General features: G+C 48.4%; 17 protein-coding genes. 11 read left to right on the top strand and 6 right to left on the bottom strand.

Features of this window, described 5'->3' with window-relative positions:
- Positions 1–31: 31 nt before the first annotated feature.
- Entirely contained in the window at positions 32–706 is a 675-nt protein-coding gene (radC, locus tag O3661_RS04265) for a DNA repair protein RadC (protein WP_371492408.1), read from the bottom strand.
- A gap of 476 nt (positions 707–1,182) precedes the next feature.
- Between radC and O3661_RS04270 the strand changes: the two genes are divergently transcribed.
- From O3661_RS04270 to O3661_RS04295, 6 genes are all read left to right on the top strand, one after another.
- Positions 1,183–2,307 carry an ABC transporter ATP-binding protein gene (locus tag O3661_RS04270; protein WP_063076462.1) on the top strand — a complete coding sequence of 375 codons (1,125 nt, stop codon included), beginning with the start codon at positions 1,183–1,185 and terminating at the stop codon, positions 2,305–2,307.
- A gap of 15 nt (positions 2,308–2,322) precedes the next feature.
- Positions 2,323–3,288 (top strand): ABC transporter permease subunit, encoded by a 966-nt coding sequence (locus tag O3661_RS04275; protein ID WP_295709309.1) that lies wholly within the window; start codon positions 2,323–2,325, stop codon positions 3,286–3,288.
- Positions 3,288–4,175, top strand: a complete 888-nt coding sequence (locus O3661_RS04280) for an ABC transporter permease subunit (RefSeq protein ID WP_049329770.1) — start codon at positions 3,288–3,290, stop codon at positions 4,173–4,175. The genes O3661_RS04275 and O3661_RS04280 overlap by 1 nt, the downstream gene beginning before the upstream one ends.
- A gap of 149 nt (positions 4,176–4,324) precedes the next feature.
- The gene (locus tag O3661_RS04285) at positions 4,325–5,620 is read left to right on the top strand and encodes an NAD(P)/FAD-dependent oxidoreductase (protein ID WP_371492409.1); all 1,296 of its coding nucleotides are present in this window, start codon (positions 4,325–4,327) and stop codon (positions 5,618–5,620) included.
- Positions 5,621–5,728: 108 nt separating this feature from the next.
- The gene (trxB, locus tag O3661_RS04290) at positions 5,729–6,679 is read left to right on the top strand and encodes a thioredoxin-disulfide reductase (protein WP_371492411.1); all 951 of its coding nucleotides are present in this window, start codon (positions 5,729–5,731) and stop codon (positions 6,677–6,679) included.
- Between the two features lie 171 nt (positions 6,680–6,850).
- A complete protein-coding gene (locus tag O3661_RS04295) occupies positions 6,851–7,336 on the top strand; it encodes a DUF4189 domain-containing protein (RefSeq protein ID WP_371492413.1) in 486 nt (161 codons plus the stop codon).
- 69 nt (positions 7,337–7,405) lie between these two features.
- Here O3661_RS04295 and O3661_RS04300 read toward each other — a convergent pair whose 3' ends face one another.
- From O3661_RS04300 to O3661_RS04315, 4 genes are all read right to left on the bottom strand, one after another.
- The gene (locus O3661_RS04300) at positions 7,406–7,771 is read right to left on the bottom strand and encodes a hypothetical protein (RefSeq protein WP_371492414.1); all 366 of its coding nucleotides are present in this window, start codon (positions 7,769–7,771) and stop codon (positions 7,406–7,408) included.
- A 109-nt stretch (positions 7,772–7,880) separates the two neighbouring features.
- Positions 7,881–8,327 carry an SsrA-binding protein SmpB gene (gene smpB / locus O3661_RS04305; RefSeq protein ID WP_003679566.1) on the bottom strand — a complete coding sequence of 149 codons (447 nt, stop codon included), beginning with the start codon at positions 8,325–8,327 and terminating at the stop codon, positions 7,881–7,883.
- 84 nt (positions 8,328–8,411) lie between these two features.
- Entirely contained in the window at positions 8,412–8,627 is a 216-nt protein-coding gene (locus O3661_RS04310) for a branched-chain amino acid ABC transporter (protein ID WP_371492415.1), read from the bottom strand.
- A 75-nt stretch (positions 8,628–8,702) separates the two neighbouring features.
- Complete coding sequence (locus O3661_RS04315; RefSeq protein WP_003682902.1) at positions 8,703–8,906, bottom strand: cold-shock protein; 204 nt, start codon at positions 8,904–8,906, stop codon at positions 8,703–8,705.
- Positions 8,907–9,163: 257 nt separating this feature from the next.
- Between O3661_RS04315 and clpS the strand changes: the two genes are divergently transcribed.
- Both clpS and clpA read left to right on the top strand, forming a co-directional pair.
- The gene (clpS, locus tag O3661_RS04320) at positions 9,164–9,475 is read left to right on the top strand and encodes an ATP-dependent Clp protease adapter ClpS (RefSeq protein WP_003679561.1); all 312 of its coding nucleotides are present in this window, start codon (positions 9,164–9,166) and stop codon (positions 9,473–9,475) included.
- 3 nt (positions 9,476–9,478) lie between these two features.
- Complete coding sequence (gene clpA, locus O3661_RS04325; RefSeq protein WP_371492416.1) at positions 9,479–11,758, top strand: ATP-dependent Clp protease ATP-binding subunit ClpA; 2,280 nt, start codon at positions 9,479–9,481, stop codon at positions 11,756–11,758.
- Positions 11,759–11,923: 165 nt separating this feature from the next.
- Here clpA and O3661_RS04330 read toward each other — a convergent pair whose 3' ends face one another.
- Positions 11,924–12,142, bottom strand: coding sequence for a hypothetical protein (locus tag O3661_RS04330; RefSeq protein ID WP_049332666.1), 219 nt, complete (start codon positions 12,140–12,142; stop codon positions 11,924–11,926).
- 12 nt (positions 12,143–12,154) lie between these two features.
- On the opposite strand from O3661_RS04330, the gene O3661_RS04335 reads away from it, so the two are divergent.
- From O3661_RS04335 to O3661_RS04345, 3 genes are all read left to right on the top strand, one after another.
- On the top strand, positions 12,155–12,325 hold the full coding sequence (locus O3661_RS04335; RefSeq protein WP_049332664.1) for a YegP family protein: 171 nt from the start codon (positions 12,155–12,157) through the stop codon (positions 12,323–12,325).
- A 197-nt stretch (positions 12,326–12,522) separates the two neighbouring features.
- The gene (locus O3661_RS04340; RefSeq protein ID WP_371492418.1) at positions 12,523–13,380 is read left to right on the top strand and encodes a factor H binding protein domain-containing protein; all 858 of its coding nucleotides are present in this window, start codon (positions 12,523–12,525) and stop codon (positions 13,378–13,380) included.
- Positions 13,381–13,501: 121 nt separating this feature from the next.
- Positions 13,502–14,923, top strand: coding sequence for a surface lipoprotein assembly modifier (locus tag O3661_RS04345; RefSeq protein WP_371492419.1), 1,422 nt, complete (start codon positions 13,502–13,504; stop codon positions 14,921–14,923).
- Positions 14,924–14,930 lie beyond the last annotated feature (7 nt).

Consider the following 14,930-nt stretch of genomic DNA (forward strand, 5'->3'; position numbering starts at 1 on the left):
AATCCTACTGAGGCTGTCTGAACATTCATCCTTACATATAGCCCTGTTCGCGCAAAGAGCAGGTTTCTTTTGCCGTCACGATAAAATGGTCCAAGAGCGTAATATCCACCAAACTTAAAGCCTGTTTCAAACGCTCTGTAAACTGCACATCAGATTCTGACGGCCTTGCCGAACCGCCCGGATGATTGTGTGCCAAAATCAAACTGTCGGCGTATTCATCTAATGCTAATTTGACAATTTCACGGATATAAACCGTATTTTCCGCCACCGTACCGCGCGACAATTCCCGTACCGCAATCAATTGATTTTGACGGTTGAGCAGCAAAGCAACGCTGACCTCGATTTTTTCATGCCCAAGATGCAGGCGCAGATAATCCGCGACCGATTTCGGGTTTGACAGAACAATCTGCTCCTGCAAATCTTCACCCAAAATCCGCCGCCCGATTTCTTTGACCACTGCAAATTGAGTATAGCTCGCCAAACCCATGCCCTTGCAAGCAGAAAGTGTTTTGGTATCCGCACTCATCAGCTTTCCCAAGCTACCGAACTCGCTCAACAAATAACGCGCCAAATCAACCGCGCTCATGCCGCGTGTTCCGACACGCAGCAAAATCGCCAGCAACTCCGCATCACTCAACGCCGCCGCGCCACGCTCCAACAGCTTCTCACGCGGCCGCTCCCCTTCAGGCCATTCTTTAATGCTCATGTTTTCACTTTTTATTCATATAGCGGATTTAGTTTTTATTTAGAACAAAACCATCTTGCCCGCATAAAACGCAATCCGCACGATTTTATTAAAATTAATGCAATTTGCGTATTTTATTCTATTCTGAATAATTATTTAAGACATATAAATAATAATTAAACCCCTTTGTGCAGAAAAACAACGTTACCCATTTTTACTATCTTGTTCCCCTGCCTGCCTTTCCTTTCCTATTTGTTTCAAATCAGCCGATACGAGCAATTTCATATTGCCCCTATGAGGCTTAGGCTAATATAATATTGAGTTTGCCGAAAGCAAAAGCTTAGGCTTAAACTGCTTTCTATCCACGCTGCCCGTGCGCTTTACAAGAGTTTCAGACGGCCTCCGTCCGACTCCCGCCAGCAATCAAACAGCTTTTTATCACCCATTCGAAAATCCGTTTTGCCGGTACTCGTCTTTCTTTTTGGAGTATTGCCATTATGACCGCAACCACTGCGTCTTCAGCCAAACCTTATCTGCAAATCCAAGGCTTGGTGAAAAAGTTTGGTGACAATTACGCTGTCGATAACATCGACTTGGACATCTATCAACATGAAATCTTCGCCCTTTTGGGCAGCTCAGGCAGTGGCAAATCCACACTGCTGCGCATGTTGGCAGGCATGGAAAGTCCCAATCAGGGCAAAATCATTCTCGACGGTCAAGACATTACCAAGCTTGCCCCGTATGAACGCCCAATCAACATGATGTTCCAAAGCTATGCCCTGTTCCCGCACATGAGCGTTGAACAAAACATCGCTTTCGGCCTGAAACAAGACAAAATGCCTAAAGGCGAAATCGACGCCCGCGTCGAAGAAATGTTGCGCCTGGTGCAAATGACCAAATACGCCAAACGCAAGCCGCACCAACTTTCCGGCGGTCAACAACAACGTATCGCTTTGGCGCGCAGCCTGGCGAAACGTCCAAAAATCCTGCTGCTTGACGAACCTTTGGGCGCACTCGATAAAAAACTGCGCCAACAAACCCAACTGGAATTGGTCAATACGCTGGAACAAGTCGGCGTAACCTGTATCATGGTTACCCACGACCAAGAAGAAGCGATGACGATGGCTACCCGTATCGCCATTATGTCCGACGGCCAATTGCGCCAAGTCGGCACACCTAGCGATGTGTACGACTACCCTAACAGTCGCTTTACCGCTGAATTTATCGGCGAAACCAATATTTTTGATGGCGTCGTTATTGACGACCGCGCCGATTTCTCTATCGTCAAATGTGACGGCTTGGAAAACCACGTCCGCATCGACCACGGCTTGGGCGTTCCGAACGACCATGAAATCTGGATCAGCATCCGCCCTGAAGACATTGATTTGCATAAAGAAAAACCAGAACACTTGGGCGCACACAACTGGGCCCAAGGCACGGTTAAAGAAATTGCCTACTTGGGCAGCTTCGCGATTTACCACATCAAACTCGCCAACGGCCGTGTCGTTAAGAGCCAAGTTCCCGCACCTTATTGGTATGTGCGCAACATTACGCCGCCGACTTGGGACGAAACCGTCTATATCAGCTGGCCTGAAAACCAACCTACGCCTCTGTACAGTTAATTTGAGGGAAATGCAATGGACCTTAAAAAACTGAAAAAGAAACTGTTTCGCCGTCCTGGACAGCGTGCAGTGATTGCCGTGCCGTATATCTGGCTCTTGGTGCTGTTTCTGATTCCGTTCGCCATCGTATTGAAAATCAGTTTTGCCGAACAAGAAATCGCCATTCCTCCATTTACGCCGTTGACGACGATTGATGAAGACTTAGGCCGTCTGAACATTGCCATCAGCTATCAGAACTACGCCGACATCTTCCAAAACTTTTGGAGTACGCTCAATCCGTTTGGCGACAGTGAAAACAGCAATATCTATCTGATGACCTACTGGTCTTCGATTAAGACTGCGCTGACGACGACCATCATCTGCCTGTTGATTGGTTACCCGACCGCTTATGCCATCTCACGCGCCAATCCGGCTGCGCGCAACGGCCTGCTGTTGGCAATCATGCTGCCTTTCTGGACCTCTTTCCTGTTGCGTGTTTACGCATGGATGGGCTTATTGGGACACAACGGTATCATCAACAATTTCTTAATCAAATATGGAATCATCAGCGAGCCTTTAGATCTGTTCTACAATGCTTTCTCGCTGAATTTGGTGATGGTTTACGCCTATCTGCCGTTTATGATTTTGCCGCTGTACACACAACTGGTAAAACTGGACAACCGTCTGCTCGAAGCTGCTTCCGACTTGGGCGCAGGTCCGATCAAATCGTTCTTTACCATTACCTTGCCTTTATCCAAAACAGGCATCATCGCAGGCTCTATGCTGGTCTTTGTTCCGGCCGTCGGTGAATTTGTGATTCCTGAATTGGTGGGCGGCTCTGAAAACCTGATGATCGGTAAAGTATTGTGGCAGGCTTTCTTCGACCAAAACAACTGGCCGCTGGCTTCTGCTGTCGCCGTCGTCATGGTTGCCCTGCTGGTTGTACCGATTGCCCTGTTCCAGCACTATGAAAACCGCGAATTGGAAGAAGGAGGCAAATAATGCAGAAAACCAAATTATCCTGGTTCTTGAAACTGATGCTCCTGCTCTCGCTGGCATTCCTCTATATTCCGCTGGTGGTTTTGGTCATCTATTCTTTCAATGAATCCAAACTGGTTACCGTTTGGGGCGGTTTCTCAACCAAATGGTACAGCGCATTGATGGAAAACGACACCATCTTGGAAGCGGCCTGGCTGTCATTACGTATCGCCATCGTTTCGTCGCTTGCCGCCGTAGCACTCGGCACATTAGCTGGTTACGCTATGGCGCGTATCAAGCGCTTCCGCGGCAGCACCCTGTTTGCCGGTATGATTTCCGCGCCTATGGTGATGCCTGACGTGATTACCGGTTTGTCCATGCTGCTGTTGATTATTCAGGTGCAAATGTTCCTGCAAGGCAGTGAATTGCTGCAATCGCTCTACTTCGATCGCGGCTTCTTCACCATCTTCCTCGGCCACACCACACTTTGCATGGCGTACATTACCGTCGTTATCCGCTCGCGCCTGGTGGAATTGGATCAATCCTTGGAAGAGGCTGCAATGGACTTGGGTGCCCGTCCGCTGAAGATTTTCTTCGTGATTACCCTGCCGCTGATTGCCCCTGCGATTGCTTCAGGCTTCCTCTTGGGCATTACCCTGTCTTTGGACGACTTGGTGATTACCTCCTTCCTGTCAGGCCCGGGTTCATCGACATTGCCGCAAGTGATTTTCTCCAAAATCAAACTCGGCCTTGACCCTCAAATGAACGTTTTGGCAACCATCCTGATCGGTATCATCGGTACGCTGGTGATTGTCGTCAACTACTGGATGATGCGTCAGGCAACCAAACGGGAACGCGAGGCTGCCGAAGCCTACCGCCAAGAAAAATTGGCAGCCGAGAAAGCCGCCTAATATGCAGACAGGCTGTCCGATAAAGTGTCGGAACAGCCTGTTTTATTAACTGCATCTTATCCTTTCAGACGGCCTGAACCCAAACCCACATTTAAGGCCGTCTGAAAACCTATTTTCAATGAAGTGAAAACCAACCTAAAGCTCAAATCATGATCAATCCCAGCTTCAAAGAATACCTTCCTTCCTACTATGTCAGCACGGCCAATCCCCATCCGTCTTATCCGATGCTTGAAGGCCGTCTGAAAACTGAAACCTGCGTTATCGGCGGCGGCTTGACCGGTTTATGCACCGCCCTACCGCTTGCCGAAAACGGCCATGAAGTCATCGTACTTGAAGCCGCCCGTATCGGTTTCGGCGCATCAGGTCGCAGCGGCGGACAAGTCATCAGCGACTTTGCCTGCGGCATGGAAGAAATCGAAAAACAAGTCGGTTTGGAACAGGCCCAATGGTTCTGGCAGCAATCTCTGCAAGCCGTTGAACTGGTTGACTCGCGCATTCAAAAACACAACATCCAATGCGATTGGCAACGCGGCTACGCTACCGTCGCCGTCCATCCTCAGCATTGGGAAGAATTGCAACAATGGCACGAACACGCCCAAAAACATTATGGTGCAAGCCATTACCAGCTTTGGGATAAAGCCACGCTGAAGCAACAACTTGCCAGCGATATGTATCAAGGCGCGCAATTTGATCCTTTATCCGGCCACTTGCACCCGCTTAATTACACCTTAGGCATTGCCAAAGCGGCAGCCGACGCAGGCGCACAACTTTTTGAGCAATCACCGATGACACGTATCGAGCCATGCGATAACGGCTGGCTGGTTCATACGCCCAATGGCAGCGTTGAGTGCAAAAACCTCGTTTATGCCGTTAATACTTATGCCGGTTTACACCCGAAATTCAAAGTATTGGAACAAAAAGCCATTGCAGTCAGTACCTTTATCATCGCCACCGAGCCTCTGGGCGAGCGTGCCAAAGACCTGATCCGCAACAATATGGCCATCTGCGACAACCGCCACGTCCTTGACTACTATCGCCTCAGCGCCGACGGCCGCCTGCTCTTCGGCGGCAAAGACAACGAGTTTATCGACGATCCAGACCGCATGACCGAACTCGTCCGCCAAGATATGTTGAAAGTTTTCCCGCAACTTGCCGACGTCAGAATCGAGCATTCCTGGGGTGGCGAATGTGACATCACGCGCAATCTCGCCCCACATTTCGGCCGCCTCGCCCCTACCGTTTTCTACGCCCAAGGCTATTCGGGACACGGTATGGCGATTACCGGCATTGCCGGTTTGGCGATTGCCGAAGCCATTATGGGCGATGACGGCCGTCTGAAACCTTTTGAACAATTGCGCCACAGCAACATCATTACCCAGCCTTTCCTACGCAAACTCGGCTCTTTCCTCGGCTCAAAATACTATCAATGGAAAGACAGCCACTAAACCCAAGCAACAAACATATTTCAGACGGCGGCAGATTCAAGTAAAATTCAGGCCATCTGAGAGCTTAGATACAACAAAATTCAATCATTTATCAGTAAGGAAACCATCATGAGCAACCATCACAAACTCATCATCCTCGGCTCCGGCCCTGCCGGCCATACTGCCGCCGTCTATGCCGCCCGTGCCAATCTCAACCCTGTGATCATTACCGGCGTTGAGCAAGGCGGACAACTGATGACCACCACCGAAGTGGACAACTGGCCTGCCGATGCAGAAGGCGTACAAGGTCCGGAACTGATGGCCCGTTTCCAAGCTCATGCCGAACGCTTCGGTACCGAAATGATTTTCGACCAAATCCACACCGTTGATTTGCAAAACCGTCCGTTTACCCTCAAAGGCGATATGGGCGAATACACCTGTGATGCGCTCATCGTTGCCACCGGCGCATCCGCCAAATATTTAGGTTTGCCAAGCGAAGAAACCTTTGCAGGCAAAGGCGTTTCCGCCTGTGCAACTTGCGATGGTTTCTTCTATAAAAAACAAGATGTTGCCGTAGTCGGTGGTGGCAATACCGCTGTGGGAGAAGCACTCTACCTTGCCAATATCGCCAACACCGTTACCCTGATTCACCGCCGCGACAGCTTCCGCGCCGAAAAAATCATGGTTGACAAGCTGATGCAACGGGTCGAAGAAGGCAAAATCATCCTCAAGCTCAACAGCTCGGTTGATGAAATCTTGGGCGACGAAAGCGGCGTTACCGGTGCACGCCTGAAACACAATGACGGAAGCACTGAAGAAATCGCTGTAAAAGGCGTTTTTATCGCCATCGGCCACAAACCCAACACTGATATTTTCAAAGGCCAACTCGATATGGATGAAACCGGCTACCTGAAAACCAAAGGTGGCACCGGTGACAATGTCGGCGCAACCAATATCGAAGGCGTATGGGCGGCAGGCGACGTCAAAGACCATACCTACCGTCAAGCCATCACCAGCGCCGCTTCCGGCTGCCAAGCCGCGCTTGATGCCGAACGTTGGCTTGACCGCCACGGCGTATAAGCATCTAAGCTACGCCCTATTATTTAAAACATAATCAAAAGGCCGTCTGAAATTTCAGACGGCCTATAATCTATCTGCCACACTCAAATATTCATTTTAAAAGCAAATTTATATCAAATAAGTACTTTTGCTTTATAATAACGACAAATACCCAACAAACAGGGAACAAACATGAAAAAAACACTAATGACACTTATCCTTTGCGCACTGACTCCTGCCGCCCTGGCTGCCGATACTTACGGCTACTTGGCCATGTGGCAAAACCCTGCCGACAGCAATGAAGCTCTGCAAATCAAAACCACCAAAGAAAATGCCACCCAACTGGATGCGACAGCCGAACTCGAAACATTCTGCAAAGGCCAAGATGCCTTAGTCGGTATCAGCGCAGGCCAAGCAACAGGCTGTAAAACTGTTGTCCCTCTGCACAACACCTGTATCGCTGTTGCCTATCCTAAAGCCATGGGCAAATTGACTGCTCAAAATGTAGTGGCCATTACCTCCCCACGTTTCAAAACCGTGCATCAAATTGCCTTGAACCAGTGTATCAAAAAATACGGCTCACAAGGACAATGCGCTTTAGAAACAGTCTATTGCACTTCCGAAACCTACTATCAAGGTACAGTCAAAACCCTTTGGGAAAAAATCAAATCCATTTAAGGCCGTCTGAAAATAAAACCGGCTTGCCCGATATTCTCCATATCACGGCAAGCCGGTTTTTTATTCTGGCTATTTGCTGTTTTTTTCCAACAATTTGGCCACAACGCCTTCAGCCTGTTTCACCAAATCAGGATTGGTTCGAAAGTGATTTTCATCATTTAAAGAGTAGCTGACAGTAGAAACCGCATACTTCGTGCTTCGCAACACAAATACGCCTTTACGCAAGATTTCGTTATTGCCTTTGGTCTTGTAACGTAGGTTATACGGGCAAGAAGAATCATACAGTTTGCCGCGGTTGTCCGCTGTCACAATAGTGCTGCCAATGCCGCGTTTTGCCAAAGCTTTAGACAAAGCGCGATCCAAATCATGCGGTCTTACTTTTGCATTTTGAATGATGCAGACATGTTTGATACTGGTCAGCTCTTCAGGCTTCAATATAGCGGAAGCCGCAGCCAGAACCGTTGTTACTCTCTGTTTTCCTTTTTAAAATTTTCAAACAATAAATATTCAGACGGCCTTTATAAAAAGGCCGTCTGAAAAAAAATCAACGTACGTTTTTCATCAAACGCTGTTTCTCACGCTTCCAATCAGCTTCTTTCAGGCTTTGGCGTTTGTCATGCTGTTTCTTACCCTTCGCCAAACCGATTTCCACTTTGATTCTACCTCGGGTGTAATGCAGGTTTAAGGGCACAATCGTATAACCGGCGCGTTCGGTTTTGCCGATTAACTTATTGATTTCCGATTGTTTCAACAACAACTTACGCGGGCGGACAGGGTCGGGTTTGACGTGTGTCGAGGCAGTGGGCAATGCGGTAATGTGGCAGCCCACCAAATAGAATGCGTCTTTTTTCCAGTAGATATAGCTTTCTTTTAATTGCACGCGTGCAGCGCGGATGGCTTTGACTTCCCATCCCTCCAATACTATACCGGCTTCGATTTGGTCTTCGATAAAGAAATCGTGAAAGGCTTTTTTATTATTGGCAATACTCATTATGCTGATTCTTTACAAACTTTTCAGACGGCCTATTTTATCAGGCATGCTTAAAAAATAAAACGGCAAACGGTTTTGAAACGTTTATTCGCTTAAAACATGCCGGCGGTAAAAGCGGTCTATATCGGCAATGGCTTTTTCATCTTCAGGGCGCAAATCCAGTTTCAAATCGGCAAGGCGGATCAAGATTTGGTCTTCACGCTCGGCAACGGTGCAGCTGACCTCGCCTTCGCTGCGAAAATGACAGATAAGCTCGTCCAACTGGTTTAAAGCATTTTGATAAGATGAATTTTGATTCATAATTTTTAACCCAAACGCCCATAAAAAATGGCGGGAAACCCCGCCATGATTTTACGGCTTATGCCGCACATTTGATTAAGCAGCTTGAATGTTAGCAGCTTGTTTGCCTTTAGGGCCGGTGGTTACGTCGAAAGATACGCGTTGACCTTCTTTCAGGGTTTTGAAACCATCCATGTTGATCGCTGAGAAGTGAGCGAACAAATCTTCGCCACCTTCATCAGGAGTGATGAAACCAAAACCTTTAGCGTCGTTAAACCATTTTACGATACCGGTTGCCATTAGAAACTTCCTATACTTAAAAATTAACAAAATCAGCAAAACAAGGCATACAGCAAACTAAAACGTTCAGCGTTTCTCCCACGTATTGGATACGCGGTCGAGTGCCAACTTCTGCTTAACCGTCTTTTTACATTTGTTAAGACAAAACGTCAAGCTATGTTTTCAAAAAAGTGGGAAAATAGAAAAAAATTGCCGAAATACAACAGAAAACGGTTTACACTCTAAAACAGGCCGTCTGAAAACTGAAACCTAAGATTATGAACCATCCGAATACCGACCACCAATCCGATACTCTGCTCAGCGATATCAACACACAGCCGCCGAAACGTTACGGCGTATTTTTATTGAACGACGATTACACCACCATGGAATTTGTCGTCGAAATCCTGACCGAAGTCTTTATGCTTGCACAAGAACAGGCCGTGGCCGTTATGTTGCTGGTGCACCACGAAGGCAAAGGCCTGTGCGGCACCTACACGCGCGATATTGCGCAGACCAAGCAACATCAGGTCATGGAACGCGCCAAAGCTGAAGGGCATCCGCTCAAATGTATAGTCGAAGAGGTTTAAATCATGCTTTCACCCGAATTGGAACACATCCTGCAACTGCTCTACCGTGAAGCACGCAACGCCCGTTATGAGTTTATCAGCTTGGAACACCTGCTTTTGGTGCTGATAGAAGAAGATGCGGCTGTGCCGAACGTCTTGAAACTGTGCGGTGCGGATTTGAAAGTCCTGTCCGAACAGCTTGCGGCCAGCGTTGCAGAAAATACGCCGCAAATTCCCGATCATCTTCTGGATACGGTCGAAACCCAGCCGACATTGGGCTTCCAACGCGTCATCCAACGGGCGATGGTGCATACCCAGTCTGCCGGCAAAGCCGCAGTAGAGCCTTTGGATATTTTGGTTGCCATGATGAGCGAATCCGAAAGCCATGCCGTTTATTTCCTCAAATTGCAATCCATTACGCGCTTTGAAGTCTTGCGTTGTATTGCCCATGGCTCACCCGATGATGAAGACGGCAATGATTCAGACGGCCTGGGACGCGAGGGCGAAGAAGCGGAACAGAAAACCGGCTCCCTTTCAGACTACACCGTCAACCTCAACGCCGAAGTCAAAGCCGGCCGTATCGACCCTTTGATTGGTCGCAAACACGAAATGGAACGGCTGGTACAAATCCTGTGCCGCCGCCGCAAAAATAATCCGCTTTTGGTCGGCGAAGCTGGCGTAGGCAAAACCGCACTGGCAGAAGGTTTGGCACATCAAATCGTCAACGGCGACATTCCCGACACACTTAAGGAAGCCGAAGTGTACGCGCTGGATATGGGTTCGCTGTTGGCGGGCACGAAATACCGCGGCGACTTTGAAGCGCGGGTTAAATCCGTCCTGAAACAGCTCGAAAAAATCCCGCATGCCATTTTGTTTATCGACGAAATCCACACCATCATCGGCGCGGGCAGCACCAGCGGCGGTACGATGGACGCGTCCAACCTGCTCAAACCCGCATTAGCGAAAGGTTCATTGCGCTGTATCGGCGCGACAACTTACGATGAATACCGCACCATTTTCGACAAAGACCACGCCCTAAGCCGCCGTTTCCAAAAAATTGACGTGGTTGAACCCTCCGTTGCCGAAACCGTTCAAATCCTGCGCGGCTTGAAACCGATGTTTGAAGATTTTCACCAAGTCCGCTATACGCAAGGCGCACTTGAAGCCGCAGCCGAACTTTCCGCACGCTACATCAACGAACGCTTCCTGCCCGACAAAGCCATAGACGTAATGGACGAAGCAGGCGCGGCACAACGGATTCTGCCCAAATCCAAACAGAAAAAAGTCATCGGCAAAGCGCAAATCGAAACCGTCATCGCCAAAGTCGCGCGGATTCCCGAAAAAACCGTGTCGCACGACGACAAACAAGTGTTGCAATTCCTCGGCCGCGATTTGAAAAACATGGTTTACGGTCAGGAAAATGCCATTGATGCGTTGGTTGCCGCCGTCAAAATGTCGCGCTCCGGCCTCGCCCTGCCCGACAAACCAATAGGCAGTTTCCTCTTCTCCGGCCCGACCGGCGTCGGCAAAACCGAAGTCGCCAAACAGCTTGCCTACTCGATGGGCGTACCGCTGCAACGCTTTGATATGTCCGAATACATGGAACGCCACGCCGTATCACGACTCATTGGCGCGCCTCCGGGCTATGTCGGCTTTGAACAAGGCGGCCTTTTAACCGAAGCCGTCAACAAGCAGCCGCATTGCGTATTGCTCTTGGACGAAATCGAAAAAGCCCACCCCGACATTTTCAACGTCCTCCTGCAAGTCATGGACGCAGGCAAACTGACCGACAACAACGGTAAGAGCGCCGATTTCCGCAACGTCATCCTGATTATGACCACCAACGCAGGCGCAGAAAGCCTCAGCCGACCCAGCCTCGGTTTTACAGCCAAACGCGAACGCGGCGACGAAATGCAGGCAATCAACAAATTCTTCACGCCCGAGTTCCGCAACCGCTTGGATGCGATTATCCCGTTTGCACCCTTGTCCGAACCCATTATCGTCAAAGTCGTGGACAAATTCCTGCTCCAGCTCGAACATCAGCTCCTCGACAAAAAAGTCGAAGCCGAATTCACGTCGGCATTGCGCAAATATCTGGCGGAAAAAGGTTTCGACCCGCAAATGGGTGCACGTCCGATGAACCGACTGATTCAGGAAAAAATCCGCAAACCGCTCGCCGACGAACTCCTGTTCGGCAAACTCTCCGAAGGCGGCTTTGTGCTGATAAACTGGGATGCAACAAAAGAAGAAGCCGTGTTGAAGTTTAAGAAAAGCAAGGTCAAACCTGAAACAGCAGCGGTTTGAAGGATAAAGGCAAAAGGTCGTCTGAAAACGAAATTTCCGTTTTCAGACGACCTTTTTGTAATTAACATCCAATTCTCATCTATTCTTGTTCGCGGGAGCGGCTTAAGACCAATTCCAAATCGGCATGGCGCACAGCCAACTGACGTTCAACTAATTCACGGTAGGTCATTCTTTGATACCCATTAAATATTTTATCCGTCTGTACAACTTCTTAACCCACGAAATATTTACAAATGTATAAATCTTTGTTACAACTTCGCCGTCATACTGCGCATTTTCCCGTGCAGCCTGAAATTTTGCCCGGGCTTCTTCAGGGCTGTCCGCCCAAATGCTCAATGACCAGGACTTGCCGTCAAAGCGGTAAGAAAACGTGTACTCATTCATAGGAGAAACCTTATGTATTTTGAAATCTATAAAGACGCAAAAGGCGAATACCGTTGGCATTTGAAAGCAGCCAACCATGAAATCATCGCTCAGGGCCAAGGCTACACCAGCAAGCAAAACTGCCAGCACGCAGTCGATTTGCTGAAAAGCACTACCGCCGCTACCCCTGTAAAAGAGGTATAAAATCCGCTTTTACCCTAAGCCCGCGCCCTACGCGGGCTTTTTTGTCAGTCGCCGAATAGTGGTCATAAATAGCAAAATATCTAATAATTTAACAAATTAATTATTTTTGTAAATTATTCACTTGATATTTTTAAATGACTATTTGATAATACGTCTGCATTTCAATTATCAACCAAATCATTACAAAGGAAGCATCTATGTCTTTACAAAAAATAAGTGCAGTAACTGTTATCGCCTTGAGTCTGGCGGCTTGCAGCAGCGGCAGCGATTCCAACGGCAACAACCAGCCTAATGTAAATCCATCCGTTACTAACCCATCTAATGCCAATGCTACACCACGCGTTGATTTTTCAGTTTCATACGAAGGTTTAAAAAGCAATGCTAATGAAGCTGTTCAACACCTAGCAAAAGAGTTTGGTGTTGATGATGCTGCCCTTCAATCATACACTGTGAAATTAGGTAATCAAACCAGTAAGGGCAAGGAACTTAATTTGTCCGGATACCCGCTCAAAAAATTAGCACTCAATCAAGACTTCCAAGAAACTGCCATTGCGCGTGCCGAAGGTAAAAATTACACCATTACCCAAAGCGGTAAAGCTCATATCTACCGTCAAAACTACTCTTTAATTGCGGGCATCAATCCGACAAAAGCTACTCTTAGAGGTCCAGACATCAACAAATCTGAGAATTTTGACGATTCTTATATCCTGATTAAAGGTCAAACTACCCAAACCCTGCCGACTGCGGGCAAATTTGACTACTCAGGTATTGCAAGCGATGGCGCAAGCCAAGGTAAATTAGCGTATTCTGTTGACTTTGACAGCAGAAAAGGCAGCGGTAAAATTACCGGTGTCGGCAGCGACATCAATCTGCACGAAGCGTCTATTCGAGAAGGCAGCTACACCAACGAAATCGATAACACCGAAATTAAGGGATACGGTATTCAAGGCTCTTCCAACCGTGGCGATTATGCGCTCGGCTTCTTCGGCCCTAATGCGGAAGAAATCGTCGGTACGGTTAATGACGGTGAAATCGGCTTTGCCGGCTCCCGCTAATAGTAATGTGATATGACCAAAAGGTCGTCTGAAAACGTTTCAGACGACCTTTTCGATCATTTTCACCGTGTTATCCTTATAATGACAGAATATTCCTACGACCCATATCCCACTGAATAAAATGAATAAAAACTATCTCGTCTTACTAATATTCTCCTTCACATCAGCCGCCCTTGCTGAAACACCCATTGTCCGTGTACCTACTCCTGTATTTTTTGACAAACAACCCAACAGCGAAACGCCCTCAAAAGAATTTAACGACGACAAACCTGTAGAACAGAGGCTTTCAGACGACCTATCTACCGCTTCCTCATTGGAAGCACAAATCAACCGTTCATTAATCGGACGGGACTGGAAGACGCTGGAAGGCGTGTTGGCGCAATATAAAGCTGCGCCCGACCGTGATGCCGTTTTATACGATTATGCTTTAGGCGCGTTGAGGCGCAGTCAGTTGCGGCATGATGAAGCTGTCTCGCTCTATCGCGGCATTTTGGAGAAACATCCCGATTTGGCGTATCCGCGTTTCGATTTGGGCGTCATGATGTTTGAAAACAAGCAGTACCGCGAGGCAAAGGCAGAATTGAAACGTGCAAAACCGGATTTGCAGCCGCCCATGCAGCAACTTGCCGACCGTTATCTTGCCGCCATTGAATCGGCGCAAAGCTGGCAGCCTGATGTTTCACTGCAATACGAGCAGACCGATAATGTGAACAATGCCTCGTCCGAGCGCGTTATAGAATGGAACGGCAGACGCTGGAATAAAACCGCTGAGAGCCTGCCGCAAAAGGCGCACGGTATCCGCTACGGCGCCGGTGTATCGCGCGAAATCAACATGGGCGGGCATCATTTTGTTTACGGCAACCTGAGCGGCGACGGCGTGCATTATTGGGACAATCAGGATTTTAACGAGCAAAGCCTGCGCTTGGCGGCAGGCTATAAAAACCATTCGGCGATGCAATCTTTCGGGGTTGTACCGTTTGCCGAGCAAAACTGGATGGGCGGCAAACGCTATAATCGTGAAACCGGTATCCATACCGACTTTTCACGTCGTCTGAACGAAAAATGGCGGCTCTCGTTCAATGCAGGCTATATCAAAAAATACTATCAAAACAGCAACACGGCTGCGCGTTACAACAGCCATATGCCGCTAGTGGGAGCAACGCTGGCATACTCTGCGCCGAAAAACTGGCTGATTCACGGAGGCGTGGACTGGTCGCACGACATGACCAAAGAAGCGGAGCAGGCATCCGTACGCAAGGGCATACGCTTTGGCGCGGTAAAAGCGTTTGAGAACGGGTTCGGCATCCGCACCAACCTGCGCTACGCCCGCCGTACCTTTGATGCACCGGGTAGCCTGGTGTACCATCTGACCCGTAAAGACCATGAATATCAGGCAAATGCCTCTATTTGGCACAATAAAATTTCATGGAAAGGCTTGGTGCCGCATTTGAATTTCCGTTATTTGAAAATCGACAGCAATATGAGCGGCTTCTATTCCCGCAAGAATATGCAGACATTCATCAGTGTGGAGAAACAGTTTTAATGCAACA

This window comes from Neisseria sp. 20925_1_37 (assembly GCF_041433255.1).
In the GTDB taxonomy this organism is placed as follows: Bacteria; Pseudomonadota; Gammaproteobacteria; order Burkholderiales; family Neisseriaceae; genus Neisseria; species Neisseria flavescens_D.